This is a genomic window from Pseudomonas sp. CC11G (assembly GCF_056174845.1).
The window spans coordinates 35,985-55,481 of sequence record NZ_JBWBZC010000003.1 but is presented as its reverse complement, the minus strand read 5'-3'; the positions used below and the strand labels follow the sequence as shown (position 1 = coordinate 55,481).

Sequence of the window (19,497 nt, the reverse complement as noted above, 5' to 3'; positions counted from 1 at the left end):
GGCAATACCGCCGCTGCCCCGCGTGGGCAGCGGCACTTAAAGGAGACAACTCCCATGAGCTTGAACATTTTCTGGTTTCTTCCCACCCACGGCGACGGTCATTACCTTGGCACCGCTCAGGGCGCTCGCGCGGTCGATCACGGCTACCTGCAACAAATTGCCCAGGCGGCTGACCGCCTCGGTTTTGGTGGCGTACTGATCCCGACAGGGCGGTCCTGCGAAGATTCCTGGCTGGTGGCGGCATCGCTGATTCCGGTTACCACGCACCTCAAATTTCTCGTGGCGCTGCGCCCCGGCATTATTTCGCCGACTGTAGCGGCACGTCAGGCAGCCACGCTGGATCGTCTGTCCAATGGCCGTGCCCTGTTCAACCTGGTCACCGGCGGTGATCCCGACGAGCTGGCCGGCGACGGCCTGTTTCTGAGCCACGAAGAACGCTACGAAGCCTCGGTGGAATTCACCCGCATCTGGCGCCGTGTGCTCGAAGGCGAAACCGTCGATTACGACGGCAAACACATCACCGTAAAAGGCGCCAAGCTGCTTTATCCGCCGCTGCAACAACCGCGTCCCCCGCTGTACTTCGGTGGCTCCTCGGGCGCTGCACAAGACCTGGCCGCCGAGCAGGTGGAAATGGTCCTGACCTGGGGCGAGCCACCAGCCGCCGTCGCCGAGAAAATCGCCCAAGTGCGCGAGAAAGCCGCCGCCCATGGCCGCACCGTACGCTTCGGTATTCGCCTGCACGTGATCGTGCGTGAAACCAACGAAGAAGCCTGGGCCGCGGCCGATCGCCTGATTGCCCACGTGGACGACGAAACCATCAAAAAGGCCCAGGCATCCTTGGCGCGTTTCGACTCCGTTGGCCAACAACGCATGGCCGCCCTGCACGGCGGCAGCAAAGACAACCTCGAAGTCAGCCCCAACCTGTGGGCCGGCGTCGGCCTGGTGCGTGGGGGTGCCGGTACCGCATTGGTGGGCGATGGCCCAACCGTGGCGGCGCGCGTGAAGGAATACGCAGACCTGGGTATCGACACCTTTATCTTCTCCGGCTACCCGCACCTGGAAGAGTCGTACCGCGTGGCCGAGCTGCTGTTCCCGCACCTGGATGTGGCCCGTCCGCAGCGCCCTGAAGGCGCCAACTATGTCAGCCCGTTCGGCGAGATGATCGCCAACGACGTGTTGCCCAAAGCCGTATCGGCGAGCTGACGGTCAGGGACGCAGACATGAGCACACCTCTAAAAAAAGTCGTCGACCGCGTAGCACCCTTCGTGCTGCCGCTGGCGCTGCTCGCCATCTGGCAACTGGCGGTGGTTACCGGCTGGTTGTCGACGCGCATTTTGCCGGCGCCGAGCGCGGTGTTTGAAGCCGCCGTGACGTTGGTGAAAAGCGGCGACATCTGGCACCACCTGGCCATCAGCGGCTGGCGTGCCGGCATCGGTTTTCTGATTGGCGGAAGCATCGGCCTGACCCTGGGCTTTATCACCGGCCTGTCGAAGTGGGGCGAGCGCTTCCTCGACAGCACCGTGCAGATGATCCGCAACGTGCCGCACCTGGCGCTGATTCCGCTGGTGATTCTGTGGTTCGGTATCGATGAGTCGGCGAAGATTTTTCTGGTTGCCCTCGGCACCGTGTTCCCGATTTACCTCAACACTTACCACGGCATCCGCAACGTCGACCCGGCGTTGGTGGAGATGGCGCGCAGTTATGGTCTGTCCGGTTTCGGCCTGTTCCGTCAGGTGATTCTGCCGGGCGCCTTGCCCTCGATTCTGGTCGGCGTGCGCTTTGCGCTGGGCTTTATGTGGCTGACGCTGATCGTGGCGGAAACCATTTCGGCCAGCTCCGGTATCGGCTATCTGGCGATGAATGCCCGGGAGTTTCTGCAGACCGATATCGTCGTCGTCGCAATTCTGCTCTACGCCCTGCTGGGCAAACTGGCCGATACCACGGCCCGTGCTCTGGAACGTGTGTGGTTGCGCTGGCACCCCGCCTATCAAGTGAAAAAAGGCGGTGCCGCATGAACGCATTCAACCCTAATGGCGTGGCGCCCCAGCACCTCAAAGGTGGTATTCCGCTGGCGGTGCGTGGCCTGCATAAAGCGTTCGGTGAGCGCGAAGTACTGCACGACATCGAGCTGCTGATTCCGGCCGGGCAATTCGTCGCCGTGGTCGGGCGCAGCGGTTGCGGCAAAAGTACCTTGCTGCGTTTGCTCGCCGGCCTGGATACGCCCACCAGCGGCGCCTTGCTGGCCGGTTCAGCACCGCTGGCCGATGCCCGCGAAGACACGCGTTTGATGTTCCAGGACTCGCGCCTGCTGCCGTGGAAACGGGTGATCGACAACGTCGGCCTGGGCCTTTCCGGCGACTGGCGCGGTCGTGCCCTGGAAGCCTTGCAAGCGGTCGGCCTGGCCGAGCGTGCCCATGAATGGCCGGCGGCCTTGTCCGGCGGCCAGAAGCAGCGTGTGGCCTTGGCCCGAGCGCTGATTCACCAGCCGCGCCTGCTGCTGTTGGACGAGCCGCTGGGCGCGCTGGATGCCCTGACCCGCATCGAGATGCAACAACTGATTGAAGGCCTGTGGCAGAAGCATGGTTTTACCGTGCTGCTGGTGACCCACGACGTGGCCGAAGCGGTGGCAATTGCCGACCGCGTGATTCTGATTGAAGACGGCCATGTCGGCCTGGACCTGCCGGTAAACCTGGCCCGCCCACGGCAACGTGGCTCGGCGCGCCTGGCGGCACTGGAAGCCGAAGTACTCAACCGCGTGCTGGAGATTCCCGCCGGCCCGCCGCCACCCGAACCTGTTTCACCCTTGCCTACGCAACTGCGTTGGGCGCTGTAAACAAACCCCTCGAAAGACCAGGAGAAACACCATGACCATTAAAGCGATCAACGTCCGTAACCAGTTCAAAGGCACCATCAAGGAAATCGTACTGGGCGACGTACTGTCGGAAATCGACGTACAAACTGCTTCGGGCATCGTCACTTCCGTGATCACCACCCGTTCGGTTAAAGAGCTGGAACTGGGCGTGGGCAGCGAAGTGATTGCCTTCGTTAAGTCCACCGAAGTATCGATCGCCAAGCTCTAAGTAGCTGCGTTCGATGTTTCCAGGAAATCGAGGCTAAAGCCTCTCCCACAGGGATCGCGATTGCGCTTTTTGTGGGAGAGGCTTCAGCCTCGATGCTTTTAAGCCGTTGGCCGCCACTCAGCCTAATGCGGCTCCCCGCCCCAATGCACACCCCAACCCCTGCAGAACGCTGGCTTGGCGGGTGTCTGCTGCCTTCGCTTGCAGCTGAAATCCCAGGCTATGCCTCCGCTCGCTGGCCGGCTCGGCGTACCCAGGCTGGCACCAAGTTTGCTCAATAACAGGTCACTGAACGTAACCTGCGGCCTTTCATTGATGACTAGCCGTGAGGCTGGGCTAAAAATTGAACATATTTTGATCTAAGAGCAGGGTGGTTTTCTCACACTGCTTGGAGATAATGCCCACGCCTGGCTGCTCCTGCCGCGCCTTCACTTTCCGAGGTAGCTCCATCTATGTGGTACAACGGTTTTCTCGACCTGTCGGCCTGGCAGGTATTGGCGGTCACCTTGCTGATAACCCACGTGACTATCGTGTCCGTGACGGTTTATCTGCACCGCTATTCCGCGCACCGCTCGTTGGAACTGCATCCTGCGCTGAAGCACTTTTTCCGCTTCTGGCTGTGGATGACCACCGGCCAGAACACCCGTGAATGGACTGCCATTCACCGTAAGCACCACGCCAAGTGCGAAACCGTAGACGACCCCCACAGCCCGGTGATCAAAGGTCTGTCGACCGTGCTGCGAACCGGCGCGGAGTTGTACCGCGCTGAAGCGGAAAATCCGGAAACCCTGCGTATTTACGGCAAGAACTGCCCCGAGGACTGGATCGAGCGCAAGGTGTACTCGCGCTTCCCGCTCGGTGGTATCGCCATCATGGCGGTCATCGACCTGGCCCTGTTCGGCGCCTTGGGCATTACCGTTTGGGCCGTGCAGATGATGTGGATTCCGGTGTGGGCCGCCGGCGTTATCAATGGCCTGGGCCATGCCGTGGGCTACCGCAACTTCGAATGCCGCGATGCCGCGACCAACCTCGTGCCGTGGGGCATCCTCATCGGCGGCGAAGAGCTGCACAACAACCACCACACCTACCCGAACTCGGCGAAGTTGTCGGTGCGCAAGTGGGAATTCGACATGGGCTGGGCGTGGATTCAGCTGTTCAGCTTCTTGCGTCTGGCCAAAGTGCAGCGCGTGGCCCCGATTGCCCACCGGGTGACCGGCAAAGGCTACTTGGACATGGACACCGCCATGGCCATCCTCAACAACCGTTTCCAGATCATGGCCCAGTACCGCCGCGCCGTGATCGCGCCGCTGGTAAAACTGGAGCTGGCCAAGGCCGACGCCTCGGTACGCGCCAAGTTTCACCGTGCCAAAGGCCTGTTGTCCCGTGAAACCAGCCTGCTGGACGAGCGTCACCATGCGCGTATCCAAGTGATGCTGGAGCAAAGCCAGGCGCTGAAAGTGATCTACGAAAAACGCCTGGCCCTGCAACATATCTGGGTGAAAACCAGCAGCAACGGCCACGACATGCTTGAAGCGATGAAGGTGTGGGTACACGAGGCGGAGCAGAGCGGCATTCAGTCGCTGCGAGATTTCGCCGAACACCTGAAAACCTACTCACTGCGCCCAGCCGGTGCGCTGTGACAACGAGAAGAAGATCGCTAAAAAAGCGCCGTAAAGCGCCTAAGCCCGCCGTTCGGCGGGCTTTTTTCTGCCTAAGGAATTGGCACCTTATGCTGCGCGAATGGTCGTAGCTTCGTTACTAGAAAAGGACATCGAATGGACGAACATTCTCACCCCGCCCCGCCGCTTTCTCCTGAATTGGAAGAGTTGACGCTGGCGCTCTTGCACAGCCGTGGCGAAGTGGAGCGCTTGCGTGAGCGCGAGCACCTGTTCAGCTCGCTGTTGGACAGCGTCAACACCGTGCTCTGGGCCTTTGATTGGGATGCTCAGCGCATTATCTACGTGAGCCCCGCTTACGAGCGCGTGTTCGGCCGCAACGCCGGTCTGCTGCTGGCCGACTACGGCGAGTGGCTGAACTGCATCTACCCCGACGACGTCGAGCATGCCGCCGCGAGCTTTGCCGAAGTGCTGGTCAAAGGCGCCGTGGAAGACCGCGAATACCGCATTCTGCGGCCCGATGGGCAACTGCGCTGGCTGAGCGACAATGCTTTATCAGCCGCCAGGCCGAAGCCGGCAAACCGCTGATTGTGGTGGGCATCGCCGAAGACATCACCGACAAGAAACACCTCGAAGGCGAGCTGCACCGCCTGGCCACCACCGACGTGCTGACCCAGAGCAGCAACCGCCGCTACTTCTTCGAATGTGCCCACAGCGAAATTCCAGCAAGCGACTCAGGAAGAGGCGCCCTTGGCATTTCTGCTGTTGGATGTGGATAACTTCAAACACATCAACGACACCTACGGCCACCCGATGGGCGACGTGGTGCTGCAACGCATTGCCCAGTGCGGCACGGCCGCCTTGCGGCGCGGGGATCTGTTCGGGCGTATTGGCGGCGAAGAGTTCGCTGCGTTATTTCCCTGCTGCACTGAAGAATTGGCCCTGCAGATTGCCGAGCGCTTGCAGCGGGAAATTCAGCGGTTGGTATTCAGCTGCAACGGCACCACGTTTGGCGTAACCGTGAGCCAGGGGCTGACGAGTTTGACCCACGCTGACGCGACGCTGGATACCCTGTTTGCCCGGGCGGATGCGGCGATGTATGACGCTAAGCGGCAGCAGGGAAGAACCGGATTATTCGCGCGTAGATTCGTAAGCCGCGACCCTCACCCCCAGCCCCTCTCCCGCAAGCGGGAGAGGGGAGCCAGATCGCGTTCTGACCCGATACTCCGCTTTAGCCCCCTCTGCCCGCTTGCGGGAGAGGGTTGGGGAGAGGGTTTTTCGCTGACAGATTTACGCCGGCTGCTGCTGCGTAATGCAGTGAATATTCCCGCCACCCAGCAAAATCTCCCGCCCCGGCACCATCACCACTTCATGCTCCGGAAACAGGCGCTGCAGAATCGCCTTGGCTTCGGCATCTTTCGGATCATCAAAGCTCGGCGCGATGATGCCGCCGTTTACGATCAGGAAGTTGACGTAGGAACCGGCCAGACGAATCGACGGGTCACGCTCCTGCGTACCTGCTACCAAGTCCACACCCGCGCACTCTTCGTCGGTCGCATACAGCGGCCCCGGAATCGGCATCTTGTGCACCACCAACTGGCGGCCTTTGGCGTCTTTTACGGTTTCCAGTACGCGCATGGCGGCCTGGCAGCGCTCGTAGTTGGGGTTCTGTGCATCGTCGGTCCAGGCCAGCAGCACTTCACCGGGGCGCACGTAGCAGCAGAAGTTATCCACATGGCCGTCGGTTTCGTCGTTGAACAGGCCGTCGGGCAGCCAGATCACGGTGTCGATGGCCAGGTGGTCGCCTAGCACCGCTTCGATTTCTTCGCGGGTCAGGTGCGGGTTGCGGTTGCGGTTCAGCAGGCATTCTTCGGTGGTGATCACCGTGCCTTCGCCGTCGACGTGAATCGAGCCGCCCTCGAGCACAAAGCCTTCGGTGCGGTAACGGTCGCGGCGCTCGATTTCGAGGATCTTGCTGGCCACCTGATCGTCGCGCATCCACGGCGAATACAGGCCGCCGTCGAAGCCGCCCCAGGCGTTAAAACCCCAGTCCACACCGCGAACCACGCCTTCGGCGTTGCGTACGAAAGTCGGGCCGGTGTCGCGTACCCAGGCATCGTCGGTGGTGATTTCCAGCACGCGGATGTTGTCGCTATCCAGGCGCGCGCGGGCGTTTTCGTATTGCTCGGCGCTGACGCACACCGTCACCGGCTCGAAGCGGGCAATGGCCTTGGCCACGGCGGTGAACGCCGCCTGCGCCGGCTTGCCGCCAGGCGCCAGTTGTCTGGCCGTTGTGGCCAGACCATCCAGGTCTGGCTGTGGGGCGCCCACTCGGCAGGCATATGGAAGCCATCGGCGCGGGGGGTGGTGTTCAGTGTGGTCATTGGCAAGTCCCGGTATCGGTAGTTCTTTGCGGTAGGGGTCAGGATTCGAGGGCACCGTCGAGGGTCTTGATCGCGCCGTACAGATTCGGCCGACGATCACGGAAGCTGCCCCAGGCGCTGCGGATGTGTTCCAGCTGATCCAGGTCGAAAGTATGCACCAGGATGCCTTCTGCGGTTTCGTTCAGCTCCTGCACTTTTTCGCCGAACTGGTTGGCGATAAAGGACGAGCCGTAAAAGGTGATGTCGTAGCCGTCCTGCGCCTCGTTGCCGATGCGGTTGGAGGCAATCAGCGGCATCAGGTTGGCGCCGGCATGGCCTTGTTGCACGCGCTGCCAGTGGTCGCGCGAGCTGATGGATTGGTCATGGGGCTCGCTGCCGATGGCGGTGGGGTAGAACAGAATTTCCGCCCCTTGCAGCGCCATGCTGCGCGCGCACTCGGGGAACCACTGGTCCCAGCAGATGCCCACGCCAATCTTCGCGTAGCGGGTGTTCCACACCTTGAAGCCGGTGTCGCCGGGGTTGAAGTAGTACTTCTCGTGGTAGCCCGGGCCGTCGGGGATATGGCTTTTGCGGTACACGCCCAGGTTGCTGCCGTCGGCATCGATGATGGCAATGCTGTTAAAGCGCGCGCGGCCGGCCAGTTCGAAATAGCTGATCGGCAACACCACCTGCAGCTCTTTGGCCAGCTTCTGAAAGTGGGCGATGGCAGCGTTGGTCTCGGTGGGCGTGGCCAGCTGCAAATACTCAGGGTTGGGCTTCTGGCAGAAGTACGGGGTCTCGAACAGTTCCTGAATCAGGATGATCTGCGCGCCTTTAGCGGCAGCCTCACGGACCAGTTTTCGGCCGTGGCGATATTCGCCGCGCGGTCCCAGGAACAAGCCATCTGCGTGGCGGCGACAGTGACGGAACGAGCCATAAAGCACCTCTTTTATTGTTGGCAGGCTAAACGCCCAATGAGCAGGTGCGACTTTATAGTCGATAAAATCCGACTTAGAAGGTGATTATTTCTATTGCTTGCCTTTTATCGATAAAAATACAGATAAATATCGGCTATTAAAGCGGAGGTTCACGCTTGGGCAGGAAAGCCGGCAGGTACAGACCCAGATAAACATCGAATACTCGCATGCCTTCTTCGGCCAGGCGCGGGGTGATAGCGCCGTGCTGCTGCACCGAGCGGGCGTACACCCGGTCGCTCAGCTCCAGGGCCAGGGCAAACACGTCGAGCTCGGCGGGCAGGGTGGGCAGGGGGAAGTGGCGGTCGAACAGTTCGTGGAGCAGACGGCCCAGTTCGATATCGTGCTGGCGGTCGGCCTGGGTGACCTCGCTCAGGCCGTGCTGGGCGAGGATCAGTTGCCGGGCCGCCGCATCGCTCGTGTAAATGTCGAGCATCCGTTGCTCCACCAGGCCGACAGGTCGCGCCAGTGCTTGAGGCTGGCATGGTCGATGGGCAACGCCAGCGCGGCGCGAAAGGCGGCATGCACATCGGCGGTCAGCGCTTCGAGAATCGCCGGCACGCTGGCGAAGAAGTGATACACGGAGGAGGGCGGCATTTGCGCGCGTTCGGCCACGCTGTAGATGGACAGGCCGGTCACGCCCTCTTCGGCCAGCAGTGTCCGGGCGGCATCCACAATGGCGGCGATACGGGCCTGGCTGCTGGCGCGGGGTTTGCGGGCGGTGGCGGGACGCTGCATATGGCTCTCCTTGAACGAGGCGCTATTGGATGACAGCCGGCATAAGCGCGCAAGCCACTTACTTCACTGTTCGATAATCGAACGGATAGTCGATTATCGGATTGTTCCCCTCCCGTGCGCGGCGTACTGTTTTCCCACCCGGCGTCTACCCTTTTGGCACGCCTCGGATAACAAGACGAGATCGAACATGGCTGAACTCCTGTCTCTGCGCGAAGCGGTCGAGCGCTTTGTCCACGATGGCGACACCGTTGCCCTCGAAGGCTTTACCCACCTGATTCCGACTGCCGCGTCCCACGAATTGATTCGTCAGGGTAAAAAAGACCTGACCCTGGTGCGCATGACCCCGGACCTGGTCTACGACCTGCTGATCGGTGCCGGTTGCGCCAAGCGCCTGGTGTTTTCCTGGGGCGGCAACCCCGGTGTCGGTTCGCTCCATCGCCTGCGTGATGCCGTCGAAAAAGACTGGCCCCATGCGTTGGAAATCGAAGAGCACAGCCATGCGGATCTTGCCAACTCCTACGTCGCCGGCGCCTCGGGCCTGCCGTTCGCGGTGCTGCGTGCCTACGCCGGTTCCGACCTGCCCAAGGTCAACCCGCTGATCAAGACCGTCACCTGCCCGTTCACCGGTGAAGTGCTTGCGGCCGTGCCGTCGGTGCGCCCGGACGTCACCGTCATCCACGCGCAGAAAGCCGACCGCAAGGGCAACGTATTGCTCTGGGGCATTCTCGGCGTGCAGAAAGAAGCGGCCCTGGCGGCCAAGCGCTGCATCGTTACCGTGGAAGAAATCGTCGACGACCTTAATGCGCCGATGAACGCCTGCGTATTGCCCCTTGGGCGCTGACCGCCGTGTGCCTGGTGCCAGGTGGCGCGCACCCTTCATACGCCCATGGCTACTACGAGCGCGACAACCGCTTCTACCAAGCCTGGGACCCGATTGCCCGCGACCGTGCAACCTTCACCGCGTGGATCGATGAATACATTCGTGGCACCGAAGACTTCGCCGCTTTCCAGCAGAAGATCGCCAGCAAGCAACAAGCGGAGGCCAAGTAATGAGCGACTACAGCACCAATGAAATGATGACCGTCGCCGCCGCCCGCCGCCTGAAAAATGGCTCGGTGTGCTTCGTCGGTATCGGCCTGCCTTCCAAGGCCGCCAACCTCGCGCGGCTGACCTCGTCGCCCGACGTGGTTCTGATCTACGAGTCCGGCCCGATTGGCGCCAAGCCCACCGTGTTGCCGCTGTCGATTGGTGACGGCGAGCTGGCTGAAACCGCCGACACCGTGGTGCCGACCGGCGAGATTTTCCGTTACTGGCTGCAAGGCGGGCGTATCGACGTCGGCTTTCTCGGCGCCGCCCAGGTGGACAAGTTCGGCAATATCAACACCACCGTGATCGGTGATTACCACAAGCCCAAAGTGCGCCTGCCCGGTGCCGGTGGCGCGCCGGAAATCGCCGGGTCGGCCAAGTCGGTGCTGATCATCCTCAAGCAATCGCACCGCACCTTTGTGGATAAGTTGGCCTTTATTACCTCCGTTGGTTTTGGCGAGGGCGGCGACCACCGTCAGCGTTTGGGCCTGCCGGGCAAAGGGCCGGTCGGCATCATTACCGACCTGTGCATCATGGAGCCGGAAGCCGGCACCAACGAATTTATCGTCACCTCGCTGCATCCGGGCGTAACCCGCGAGCAAGTGGTGGAAGCCACTGGCTGGCAGATTCGGTTTGCCGAGAACGTCACCGTCAACGAAGCGCCGCAAGCCCACGAACTGGAAGCGCTGCGTGCCCTCGAAGCGCGTACCGCCGCAGCCCACGGCCAGGCCGGGGGTGAGGAATGACCCGCGACGTTTTTATCTGCGATGCCGTGCGCACGCCGATTGGTCGCCTGAACGGCGGCCTGGCGCCGGTGCGTGCCGATGACCTGGCCGCGGTGCCGCTCAAGGCGCTGATGGAGCGCAATCCGCAGGTGGATTGGACCGCGCTGGACGAAGTCTTTATGGGCTGCGCTAACCAGTCCGGCGAGGACAACCGCAACGTCGCGCGCATGGCCGTGCTGCTCGCCGGTCTGCCGGAGAGCGTGCCGGGCGTTACCCTTAACCGCCTGTGTGCCTCGGGTATGGAAGCGGTCGGCGCCGCCTTCCGCGCCATCGCCAGCGGCGAGATGGAATTGGCCATCGCCGCCGGCGTCGAGTCGATGACCCGTGCGCCATACGTAATGGGCAAAGCCGACAGCGCCTTTGGCCGTGGGCAGAAACTGGAAGACACCACGCTCGGCTGGCGCTTCGTAAACCCGGCGATGAAAGAGCAGTACGGCGTCGACCCGATGCCGGTCACCGGCGACAACGTGGCCGAGGATTACAGCATCAGCCGCGCCGACCAGGACGCCTTCGCCCTGCGCAGCCAGCAACGTGCAGCGGCCGCCCAAGAGGCTGGTTTCTTCGCCGAAGAAATCGTGCCGGTGGTGATTAAAGGCAAGAAGGGCGACACCGTATTTAGCGTCGACGAACACCCGCGTGCCGATACCAACGCCGAAGGCCTGGCCAAGCTGAAACCGGTAAACGGTGCGGATAAAACCGTCACCGCCGGCAATGCCTCGGGCCTTAACGATGGCGCCTCGGCGATCATCCTGGCATCGGCCGAGGCGGTGAAGAAATTCGGCCTCACCCCGCGTGCCAAAGTGCTCGGCATGGCCAGCGGCGGCGTGGCGCCACGCGTAATGGGCATCGGCCCGATTCCTGCGGTGCGCAAGTTGCTGGAGCGTTTGAACCTGGCCATCGACGCGTTCGATGTGGTCGAGCTGAACGAAGCCTTTGCTGCGCAAGGGTTGGCGGTGATGCGTGACCTCGGTCTAGCCGACGACAGCGCCAAGGTGAACCCCAATGGCGGTGCTATCGCCCTCGGCCATCCGCTGGGCATGAGTGGTAATCGCCTGGTGCTGACTGCGGTGCATCAATTGCAGAAGACCGGCGGCAAGCTGGCGTTGGCGACGATGTGTGTCGGCGTGGGGCAGGGTTTGGCGATTGCCATCGAAGCTGTGTAGGCCGCTATCCCGAGCCTGTCTTGAATTCTGGGTCCCAGCCTTCGCTGGGACGACGGTGGACTCTCACCCACCACCGTCATCCCAGCGCAGGCTGGGATCCAGGTACACCGATCAAAGCAAAGGAAGGTGCTTTGGTTTGAACGGGGTTGCAGTTGCTGGGTCTAGACTCAGGCAAACCCTCTGATGAGTAACAAATTATGACCACCCCGCATTACACCGGCGAAGAGCGCAGCAAGCGCATCTTTGCGATCGTAGGTGCCTCTTCGGGCAACTTGGTTGAATGGTTCGACTTCTATGTCTATGCCTTCTGCGCCATCTATTTCGCCCCGGCCTTCTTCCCGTCTGACGACCCCACGGTGCAGTTGCTCAACACCGCAGGCGTATTCGCCGCCGGGTTTCTGATGCGCCCCATCGGCGGCTGGCTGTTCGGTCGACTCGCCGACAAGCGCGGTCGCAAGCACTCGATGATGATTTCGGTGCTGATGATGTGCGCCGGCTCCCTGGTCATCGCCTTTATGCCGACCTACGCCACCATCGGCGCCTGGGCGCCGGCCATTCTGCTGATGGCGCGGATGTTCCAGGGCTTGTCAGTGGGCGGCGAATACGGCGCCACGGCGACCTATATGAGTGAGGTGGCGCTGCGTGGCCAACGGGGTTTCTTCGCTTCGTTCCAGTACGTGACCCTGATCGGCGGGCAACTGCTGGCGGTGTTGCTGGTGGTGATCCTGCAGCAGTTCCTGACCGAAGAAGAACTGCGTGACTGGGGCTGGCGCATTCCGTTCGTAGTCGGCGCCTGTGCGGCGGTGATTTCCTTGTTGCTGCGTCGCAGCCTGGAAGAAACCACGACTGCCGAGCAACGTGCCGACAAGGACGCCGGCAGCATTGCCGCGCTGTTCAAACACCACAAGGCAGCGTTTATCACCGTGCTCGGTTACACCGCCGGTGGTTCGCTGATTTTCTATACGTTCACCACCTATATGCAGAAGTACCTGGTGAACACCGCCGGCATGCACGCCAAGACGGCGAGCTACATCATGACCGGCGCGCTGTTCCTGTACATGTGCATGCAGCCGGTGTTCGGCATGCTCTCCGACCGCATCGGCCGCCGTACTTCCATGCTCTGGTTCGGCGGCCTCGGCACCCTGTGCACCGTGCCGATTCTGCTTAGCCTGAAAACCATCAGCAGCCCGTTTCTGGCGTTTGTGCTGATTACCCTGGCGCTGGCCATCGTCAGTTTCTACACCTCCATCAGCGGCCTGGTGAAAGCGGAAATGTTCCCGCCACAAGTGCGTGCATTGGGCGTGGGCCTGGCGTATGCGGTGGCCAACGCGATATTCGGCGGCTCGGCGGAATACGTGGCGCTGGGGCTGAAAAGCATCGGCATGGAAAACACCTTCTACTGGTACGTGACGGCGATGATGGCGATAGCGTTCCTGTTCAGCCTGCGCTTGCCGAAACAGGCTGCGTATCTGCATCACGATCACTAAGATCGGTGCGCGCGCCTGTTTGGCGCGCGCCATTAAGGACGATGTATGAGCAACAAGTTGTTCGACACCTACTTCACCCAGCCGGCCATGCGCGCGATCTTTTCCGATCACGGTCGTCTGCAGGGCATGCTCGATTTCGAAGCCGCGTTGGCCCGTGCCCAAGCGGCCACCGGGCTGATTCCCGCCGAGGTTGTGCCGCCGATTCAAGGCGCCTGCCAGGCCGACTTGTTCGATGTGGATAACCTCGCCGTGGCCATCGCCACCGCCGGCAACTCGGCTATTCCATTGGTCAAGGCGCTGGGCAAACAGATTTCCGCCGTAAGCGCGCAAGCCGAGCGCTATGTGCACTTGGGCGCCACCAGCCAGGATGTGATGGACAGCGGCCTGGTGCTGCAACTGCGCAGCGCCATCGACCTGTTCGAGAAAGACTTGGCCACCCTGGCCAATGCCCTGGCCAGTCAGGCCAGCCTGCACTGCGCCACGCCGATGGCCGGTCGCACCTGGTTGCAGCACGCCACGCCGGTGACGCTGGGGATGAAAATCGCCAGTACCCTGGGCGCCATTACCCGTCACCGTCAGCGCTTGGCCGAACTCAAGCCGCGCCTGCTGGTGCTGCAATTTGGCGGTGCGTCCGGCAGCCTCGCGGCTTTGGGCGACAACGCTATGCCGGTGGCCGAATCGTTGGCCGCTGAATTGAATCTGCGCTTGCCGGAGCAGCCTTGGCACACTCAGCGTGATCGCCTCGTGGAGTTTGCCAGTTGGCTCGGCCTGGTCGCTGGCACGCTGGGCAAACTCGGTCGCGACCTGAGTCTGCTGATGCAAACCGAAGCCGGCGAAGTGTTCGAGCCGTCGGCGCCGGGCAAAGGTGGTTCGTCCACCATGCCGCACAAACGTAACCCGGTGAGCTGCGCCGTGTTGATCGGCGCGGCTACCCGCGCGCCCGGTTTGGTCGCGACGATGTTTTCGGCGATGCCGCAAGAACACGAACGCAGCCTGGGCCTGTGGCACGCCGAATGGGAAACCTTGCCGGAGCTGTGCTGCCTGCTGTCGGGTGCGCTGCAACAAGCGTTAGTGGTGGTGCCGGGGCTGGAAGTAAATGCCGAGCGCATGCGCCGCAACCTCGACCTGACCCAAGGCCTGGTGCTGGCCGAAGCGGTGAGCATCACCCTGGCCCAGCGCATCGGCCGCGACGCCGCGCACCATCTGCTGGAACAGTGCTGCCGCCTGGCGGTGGAGCAGGGCGTGCACCTGCGCCAGGTGCTCGGCGAAAACGCCGAGGTCACCGCCCAGCTCAGCGACGAAGAATTGGACCATCTGCTCGACCCCGCCCATTACCTCGGCCAGGCGCGTCTGTGGGTGCAGCGCGCGATTGCCGACCATCAGTTACTGAGTGCTTAGGAGCGTTTCATGCCTGCCGTACACCTCGCCGATGGCGACCTGAACTACCTACTCGAAGGCGATAAACACCTGCCGGTGCTGGTGCTGTCCAACTCGTTGGGTACCGACCTGCATATGTGGGACGCGCAGATCGAAGCGTTCACCCAGCACTTCCAGGTGCTGCGTTACGACACCCGTGGCCATGGCAAATCCTTGGTCACCGAGGGCACCTACAGCATCGAACAGAACGGCCGCGACGTGCTGGCGCTGCTTGATGCGCTGGCGATCGAGCAGGTGTATTTCTGCGGGTTGTCGATGGGCGGGCTGATTGGTCAGTGGCTGGCGATCAATGCGCCAGAGCGTCTCAAGCGCGTGGTGCTGTGCAACACCGCCGCCAAGATCGGCAATGACGATGTATGGAACCCGCGTATCGAGATGGTGCTGCGTGACGGCGCGGCGGCCATGGTTGCACTGCGCAACGGCTCCATCGCCCGCTGGTTTACTCCGGCATTTGCAGAAGCTGAAACCGCTAAGGTCGAGGCCGTGGTCGGCATGCTCGCCGCCACCTCGCCGCAAGGCTACGCCGCCAACTGCGCCGCCGTGCGCGATGCCGATTTCCGTGAGCAGATTGGCGCCGTGACCTTGCCGCTGTTGATGGTGTGCGGCACCGAAGATGCGGTGACCACGCCAGCGGATGGGCGCTTTATTGTCGAGCGCGTAGCGGGTGCCCAACTGGTGGAATTCCACGCCGCGCACCTCTCCAACGTCGAGGCTGGCGATGCCTTCAGCCAGGCTGTTCTCGACTTTCTTACCCACTGATTGGCGGACGCCCGATGGACGAAAAACAACGTTATGACGCCGGCATGGAAGTACGCCGCGCGGTACTCGGCGACGCCCACGTCGACCGCAGCCTGAAGAACCTCACGCCGTTCAACGAAGAGTTCCAGGAAATGATCACCCGCCACGCCTGGGGTGATATCTGGACGCGCCCGGGCTTGCCACGCCATACCCGCAGTTTGATCACCATCGCCATGCTGATCGGCATGAACCGCGAGGGCGAATTGAAGCTGCACCTCAAGGCCGCGAAGAACAACGGCGTGACGCGCGAGGAGATTAAAGAGGTGCTGATGCAGAGCGCGATTTATTGCGGGATTCCGGCAGCGAATGCCACGTTTCATCTGGCAGAAGAAGTGTGGGATGAGATGGGCGTGGAATCCCTGGAGTAGGCGAAGTTCGTTGCGTAGGAGCGAGCTTGCTCGCGAAGCTCTTTAGATCAAACGCTTCGCTAGCAAGCTAGCTCCTACAGAAAAGCCGCGCCGTGCTGATCAATCCCACTTCGGCGCAAACGCCGGGTTCACAATCCGCACATCCTTGGGCAACGCCGCAATCGCCGCGCGGTCTTCGTCGTCCAGCTTCACCTTTACTGCCTCCAGGTTGGCCCGCTGATTCACCACGCTATTGGACTTGGGAATCGCCGCCACACCGTCCTGCTCCAACAACCACCCCAACGCAATCTGACTCGGCAGCACGCCATGCTTCTTGGCGATGCGTTGCACCGTTTCCGTCTCCGCGCCCTGGCCACGCGCCAGCGGGGTATAGGCGGTCAGCGCCATGCCGTGCTGACGGGCAAAATCGAGCACCGGTTGCTGGTTCAACAGCACGTGGTATTCCACCTGCACCACGGCCAACGGCGCGCCCAGTTCCACCACCGCGCGGGTGAGTTGCGCGACGTTGAAGTTGGCCACGCCGATCTGCCGCGCCTTGCCTTCTTCACGCAGCTTCACCAGGGTTTCGATGCTGCGTTCCAGGTTCCAGCCTTCGCTTTCCTGGCCCGGCCAGTGGATGAGGAACAGGTCGAGGCAATCGTCGCCCAGCGCTTTGCGGCTGGCATCCAGCGAATCGCGCATGGCTTGCGGGGCGAGCTGGTTGTGCCAGACCTTGGTGGTGACATGGATCTTTTCACGGGGCAGGGACGTCTGCGCCAGGGCTTTGCCGACGGCGGCTTCGTTGTCGTATGCCGTGGCCGTGTCGAGGTGGCGGTAGCCCAGGTCCAGGGCCTGTTCGACGAGGCGCGTACAGTCATCGCCGAGCATCCGCCAGGTGCCCAGGCCGACCTTGGGAATGTGCAGGCCGGTGCGGGTGGTGATGGATTCCATAAAAGCGGCTCCCTGTGGGGTGGGTGTGGGGGTTGGACTCTACAGTCTTTCGAGTGTTCGGTACCGCTGGGAAAACCCTCTCCCCAGCCCTCTCCCGCAAGCGGGCAGAGGGGGCCGGTCACGCGCAGATTAGCTCCCCTCGCCCGCTTGCGGGAGAGGGGTTGGGGGAGAGGGCGGCCATAAAAAAGCCCATCAAAGAGATGGGCTTGGAGGCCAAATTCAGCCAAGAAATTGTGCCTGTTTACAGCAACGAAATCGGGTAGCTGACGAAAATCCGGTTCTCATCAAACTCGTTGGTGCTGTAGTCACGGCGCATGGTCGAGTTGCGCCATTTGAAGTTGAGGTTCTTAAACGTACCGCTCTGCACGGTGTAGGCGAGCTCGGATTCACGCCCCCATTCCTTGCCGTCAGTGATGGTGCCGGTGTGCACGTTATCGCCGCTGATATAGCGGTTCATCAGGGTCAGCCCCGGCACGCCCACGGCGGCGAAGTTGTAGTCGTGACGCACCTGCCAGGATTTCTCCTTGGCGTTGTCGTAGCTGGAGTTGTAGCTGTCGTTCGCCAGGGTGCCACCGCTGGTGCCGTTGACGCGCATCCACAGGGTGTCGCCGGTCAGCTTTTGCAGGCCGACATAAAACACGCTGCCGCCGTATTTGGCCGAGAGCATGGCGAACGCGGTTTTGTTGTCCAGGTCGCCGGCCAGTTGGCTGCCGTCTTCTTTGCCGATGAAGTAGCCCAGGTTGGCGCCCAGAGTCACGTCGCCCACTGGTTGGCTATGCAGCACGTTGAAGTATTGCTGCTGGTAGATATCTTCCAGCTCGGAATACCACACGCCAATGGTGGTGCGCTTTTCGTTGAAGGTGTACTCGCCGCCGCCGAAGTTGAAACGGTCGGAAAGCACCGCCGCGCGACCGTTCATGGACATATCTTCCATGCTCGCATCGTTACGCGGGCTGTTCTGGCGGAACTGGCCGCCGTACAAGGTGAGGCCGTCGATTTCCTGCGAGGTTACCTGGCCGCCACGGAAGGTTTGCGGCAGCGAGCGACCGTCATCGGAACGCAGAATCGGCAGCACCGGCATCCATTCGCCGACCTTCAATTCGGTCTTGGAAATCTTCGCTTTGGCGGCCACACCCAGGCGCCCAAAGTTATCGGCTGGGCGGCCATCGTCGTGCACTGGCAGCAGTTGTGTGCCGGCAGTGCCTTTGCCGCCGTCCAGTTTCTGCGAGTACGTACCCAGTACATCCACACCAAAACCGACCAGGCCAGGGGTGTAGCCGGATTTCACGTCGAGGATAAAGTTTTGCGTCCACTCTTCAGCCTTGCCCTGCGCATTGTCGGGGTTGGTGAAGTTGCGGTTGAAGTAGGCGTTGCGCAAGTTCAGCGTGGCCTTGGTGTCATCCAGAAAACCTTCAGCTTGGGTCAACGGGGTGAACCCTGCGACGGCGAAGGCGATCAGAGCTGGGGCGCGAGCAGGACGCAATGCGCCCTTTTTGAAAGAGACATGCAGCATCGGAGTAGACCTTTTTTGTAGTTGTTGGTCATCGCAAGCGCCGCAGGGCGGCGTTCAATGTGAGAGGCATAGTGGAAGTAGTAACTAAACGGTTCAATTCGATAATCGTCGTTTTGTTCGGTTATCGAACGCTAATTAACCGGGTAGTACATTCGTCCGAGGCGCCAGGGGGCCGCTATAGTTCAGCGGCCTGTAAGCTGTTTTTTAAATGTCAGCGCACGTTTTTTTGAGAGCCGTATGAGTTTGCCAAGCTCCCCACTGTCCACCGCCCAGCAGCCGTTTCGCGGCATTTTGCTGATTCTGCTGGCCACCTTTCTGTTTTCCAGCCACGACGCTTTGTCGAAATACCTGTCGGGTTTTTACCCGGTGGTGATGGTGGTGTGGGCGCGTTATGTGGTGCACACCTTGCTGATGGCAGGCATCTTTCTGCCGCAATCGGGCTTGCGTGTGCTGCGCAGCAAACGGCCGGCTTTGCAGGTGTTGCGGGCGGTGTGTCTGCTGGGCACCAGCCTGTTGTTCACCACCGGTATTCGCTATATCCCGTTGGCCGAAGCCACGGCGGTCAACTTTCTCGCGCCGTTGCTGGTAACTGCGCTGTCGGTACCGCTGCTCGGCGAGCGCGTGACCAAGGGCCAATGGGCGGCGGTGCTGGTGGGGTTTTCCGGGGTGCTGGTGATTGTGCATCCGGGCGGCGAACTGTTTACCCCGGCGGTGCTGCTGCCGTTCGGTTCGGCGCTGTGTTTTGGCGTGTACCAGATCCTTACGCGCATCCTCGCCACAGTCGATACACCCACCACCAGCAACTTTTTCGCCGGCCTGTGCAATACCTTGCTGGTCAGTCTGCTGGTGCCGTTCTTCTGGCAAGTGCCGACCTGGGGGCATGCAGTGTTGATGATTGCGCTGGGCACCTGCGGTATGACGGCGCACCTGATGCTGACTCAGGCGTTCCGCTACGCGGCACCGGCATTGCTGGCGCCGTTTGGCTACTGCCAGATCGTGTTTGCCGGGCTGCTCGGGTTTGTGGTGTTTGCCCATACGCCGTCGATGAGCGCCATGCTGGGCATTGCCATTATTTGCCTGAGCGGGTTGGCGGCGGCGTGGTTGCAGAAGCGCCAATAATTCAAAAGCATCGCTGCTAACACTAAAAAAGGCCCCGAAGGGC

Annotated in this window: 14 protein-coding genes and 5 pseudogenes; 14 read left to right on the top strand and 5 right to left on the bottom strand. The window is 61.6% G+C overall.

Annotated elements, in window-relative coordinates:
• Nucleotides 1-54 precede the first annotated feature (54 nt).
• The 6 genes and pseudogenes from ssuD (at nt 55) to AC0V2S_RS04950 (ending at nt 5,838) form a co-directional block, all read left to right on the top strand.
• Nucleotides 55-1,203 carry an FMNH2-dependent alkanesulfonate monooxygenase gene (gene ssuD, locus AC0V2S_RS04975; RefSeq protein ID WP_475508767.1) on the top strand — a complete coding sequence of 383 codons (1,149 nt, stop codon included), beginning with the start codon at nt 55-57 and terminating at the stop codon, nt 1,201-1,203.
• 17 nt (nt 1,204-1,220) lie between these two features.
• Complete coding sequence (gene ssuC, locus AC0V2S_RS04970) at nt 1,221-2,015, top strand: aliphatic sulfonate ABC transporter permease SsuC (protein ID WP_475508766.1); 795 nt, start codon at nt 1,221-1,223, stop codon at nt 2,013-2,015.
• Nucleotides 2,012-2,833: an aliphatic sulfonates ABC transporter ATP-binding protein gene (ssuB, locus tag AC0V2S_RS04965; protein ID WP_475508765.1), complete on the top strand. Its 822-nt coding sequence runs from the start codon at nt 2,012-2,014 to the stop codon at nt 2,831-2,833. The genes ssuC and ssuB overlap by 4 nt, the downstream gene beginning before the upstream one ends.
• A gap of 31 nt (nt 2,834-2,864) precedes the next feature.
• Nucleotides 2,865-3,080 carry a TOBE domain-containing protein gene (locus AC0V2S_RS04960; RefSeq protein ID WP_056842174.1) on the top strand — a complete coding sequence of 72 codons (216 nt, stop codon included), beginning with the start codon at nt 2,865-2,867 and terminating at the stop codon, nt 3,078-3,080.
• A gap of 449 nt (nt 3,081-3,529) precedes the next feature.
• Nucleotides 3,530-4,717 (top strand): delta-9 fatty acid desaturase DesA, encoded by a 1,188-nt coding sequence (gene desA, locus AC0V2S_RS04955; protein WP_475508764.1) that lies wholly within the window; start codon nt 3,530-3,532, stop codon nt 4,715-4,717.
• 135 nt (nt 4,718-4,852) lie between these two features.
• A pseudogene (locus AC0V2S_RS04950) lies at nt 4,853-5,838 on the top strand (GGDEF domain-containing protein).
• Between the two features lie 145 nt (nt 5,839-5,983).
• Here AC0V2S_RS04950 and aguA read toward each other — a convergent pair.
• From aguA to AC0V2S_RS04935, 3 pseudogenes are all read right to left on the bottom strand, one after another.
• Nucleotides 5,984-7,077 (bottom strand): annotated as a pseudogene (gene aguA / locus AC0V2S_RS04945) (agmatine deiminase).
• Nucleotides 7,078-7,115: 38 nt separating this feature from the next.
• Nucleotides 7,116-7,993, bottom strand: a pseudogene (gene aguB, locus AC0V2S_RS04940) (N-carbamoylputrescine amidase).
• Between the two features lie 137 nt (nt 7,994-8,130).
• A pseudogene (locus tag AC0V2S_RS04935) lies at nt 8,131-8,768 on the bottom strand (TetR/AcrR family transcriptional regulator).
• A 187-nt stretch (nt 8,769-8,955) separates the two neighbouring features.
• Here AC0V2S_RS04935 and AC0V2S_RS04930 point away from each other — a divergent pair.
• The 7 genes and pseudogenes from AC0V2S_RS04930 (at nt 8,956) to pcaC (ending at nt 15,892) form a co-directional block, all read left to right on the top strand.
• Nucleotides 8,956-9,818 (top strand): annotated as a pseudogene (locus AC0V2S_RS04930) (CoA transferase subunit A).
• Nucleotides 9,818-10,600, top strand: coding sequence for a CoA-transferase subunit beta (locus AC0V2S_RS04925; protein WP_475508763.1), 783 nt, complete (start codon nt 9,818-9,820; stop codon nt 10,598-10,600). Before AC0V2S_RS04930 ends, AC0V2S_RS04925 begins: the two are co-directional and overlap by 1 nt.
• Nucleotides 10,597-11,802 (top strand): 3-oxoadipyl-CoA thiolase, encoded by a 1,206-nt coding sequence (pcaF, locus tag AC0V2S_RS04920; RefSeq protein ID WP_475508762.1) that lies wholly within the window; start codon nt 10,597-10,599, stop codon nt 11,800-11,802. Before AC0V2S_RS04925 ends, pcaF begins: the two co-directional genes overlap by 4 nt.
• Before the next feature lie 197 nt (nt 11,803-11,999).
• Nucleotides 12,000-13,289 (top strand): MFS family transporter, encoded by a 1,290-nt coding sequence (locus AC0V2S_RS04915; protein ID WP_475508761.1) that lies wholly within the window; start codon nt 12,000-12,002, stop codon nt 13,287-13,289.
• Between the two features lie 45 nt (nt 13,290-13,334).
• Complete coding sequence (locus tag AC0V2S_RS04910) at nt 13,335-14,687, top strand: 3-carboxy-cis,cis-muconate cycloisomerase (RefSeq protein WP_475508760.1); 1,353 nt, start codon at nt 13,335-13,337, stop codon at nt 14,685-14,687.
• Between the two features lie 9 nt (nt 14,688-14,696).
• A complete protein-coding gene (pcaD, locus tag AC0V2S_RS04905; protein ID WP_475508759.1) occupies nt 14,697-15,485 on the top strand; it encodes a 3-oxoadipate enol-lactonase in 789 nt (262 codons plus the stop codon).
• 14 nt (nt 15,486-15,499) lie between these two features.
• Nucleotides 15,500-15,892, top strand: coding sequence for a 4-carboxymuconolactone decarboxylase (pcaC, locus tag AC0V2S_RS04900; protein ID WP_475508758.1), 393 nt, complete (start codon nt 15,500-15,502; stop codon nt 15,890-15,892).
• Nucleotides 15,893-15,991: 99 nt separating this feature from the next.
• On the opposite strand, the gene AC0V2S_RS04895 is transcribed toward pcaC, so the two are convergent.
• The gene (locus tag AC0V2S_RS04895) at nt 15,992-16,822 is read right to left on the bottom strand and encodes an aldo/keto reductase (RefSeq protein WP_475508757.1); all 831 of its coding nucleotides are present in this window, start codon (nt 16,820-16,822) and stop codon (nt 15,992-15,994) included.
• Nucleotides 16,823-17,063: 241 nt separating this feature from the next.
• Nucleotides 17,064-18,335 carry an OprD family porin gene (locus AC0V2S_RS04890; RefSeq protein WP_475508756.1) on the bottom strand — a complete coding sequence of 424 codons (1,272 nt, stop codon included), beginning with the start codon at nt 18,333-18,335 and terminating at the stop codon, nt 17,064-17,066.
• A gap of 237 nt (nt 18,336-18,572) precedes the next feature.
• Between AC0V2S_RS04890 and AC0V2S_RS04885 the strand changes: the two genes are divergently transcribed.
• Entirely contained in the window at nt 18,573-19,454 is an 882-nt protein-coding gene (locus tag AC0V2S_RS04885; protein ID WP_475508755.1) for a DMT family transporter, read from the top strand.
• Nucleotides 19,455-19,497: the final 43 nt, after the last annotated feature.

Bases quoted from the DNA above. Each gene is read 5' to 3' on its own strand.
- ssuD (WP_475508767.1), top strand. From the start codon at position 55: ATGAGCTTGAACATTTTCTGGTTTCTTCCCACCCACGGCGACGGTCAT.
- ssuC (WP_475508766.1), top strand. From the start codon at position 1,221: ATGAGCACACCTCTAAAAAAAGTCGTCGACCGCGTAGCACCCTTCGTG.
- ssuB (WP_475508765.1), top strand. From the start codon at position 2,012: ATGAACGCATTCAACCCTAATGGCGTGGCGCCCCAGCACCTCAAAGGT.
- AC0V2S_RS04960 (WP_056842174.1), top strand. From the start codon at position 2,865: ATGACCATTAAAGCGATCAACGTCCGTAACCAGTTCAAAGGCACCATC.
- desA (WP_475508764.1), top strand. From the start codon at position 3,530: ATGTGGTACAACGGTTTTCTCGACCTGTCGGCCTGGCAGGTATTGGCG.
- AC0V2S_RS04925 (WP_475508763.1), top strand. From the start codon at position 9,818: ATGAGCGACTACAGCACCAATGAAATGATGACCGTCGCCGCCGCCCGC.
- pcaF (WP_475508762.1), top strand. From the start codon at position 10,597: ATGACCCGCGACGTTTTTATCTGCGATGCCGTGCGCACGCCGATTGGT.
- AC0V2S_RS04915 (WP_475508761.1), top strand. From the start codon at position 12,000: ATGACCACCCCGCATTACACCGGCGAAGAGCGCAGCAAGCGCATCTTT.
- AC0V2S_RS04910 (WP_475508760.1), top strand. From the start codon at position 13,335: ATGAGCAACAAGTTGTTCGACACCTACTTCACCCAGCCGGCCATGCGC.
- pcaD (WP_475508759.1), top strand. From the start codon at position 14,697: ATGCCTGCCGTACACCTCGCCGATGGCGACCTGAACTACCTACTCGAA.
- pcaC (WP_475508758.1), top strand. From the start codon at position 15,500: ATGGACGAAAAACAACGTTATGACGCCGGCATGGAAGTACGCCGCGCG.
- AC0V2S_RS04895 (WP_475508757.1), bottom strand. From the start codon at position 16,822: ATGGAATCCATCACCACCCGCACCGGCCTGCACATTCCCAAGGTCGGC.
- AC0V2S_RS04890 (WP_475508756.1), bottom strand. From the start codon at position 18,335: ATGCTGCATGTCTCTTTCAAAAAGGGCGCATTGCGTCCTGCTCGCGCC.
- AC0V2S_RS04885 (WP_475508755.1), top strand. From the start codon at position 18,573: ATGAGTTTGCCAAGCTCCCCACTGTCCACCGCCCAGCAGCCGTTTCGC.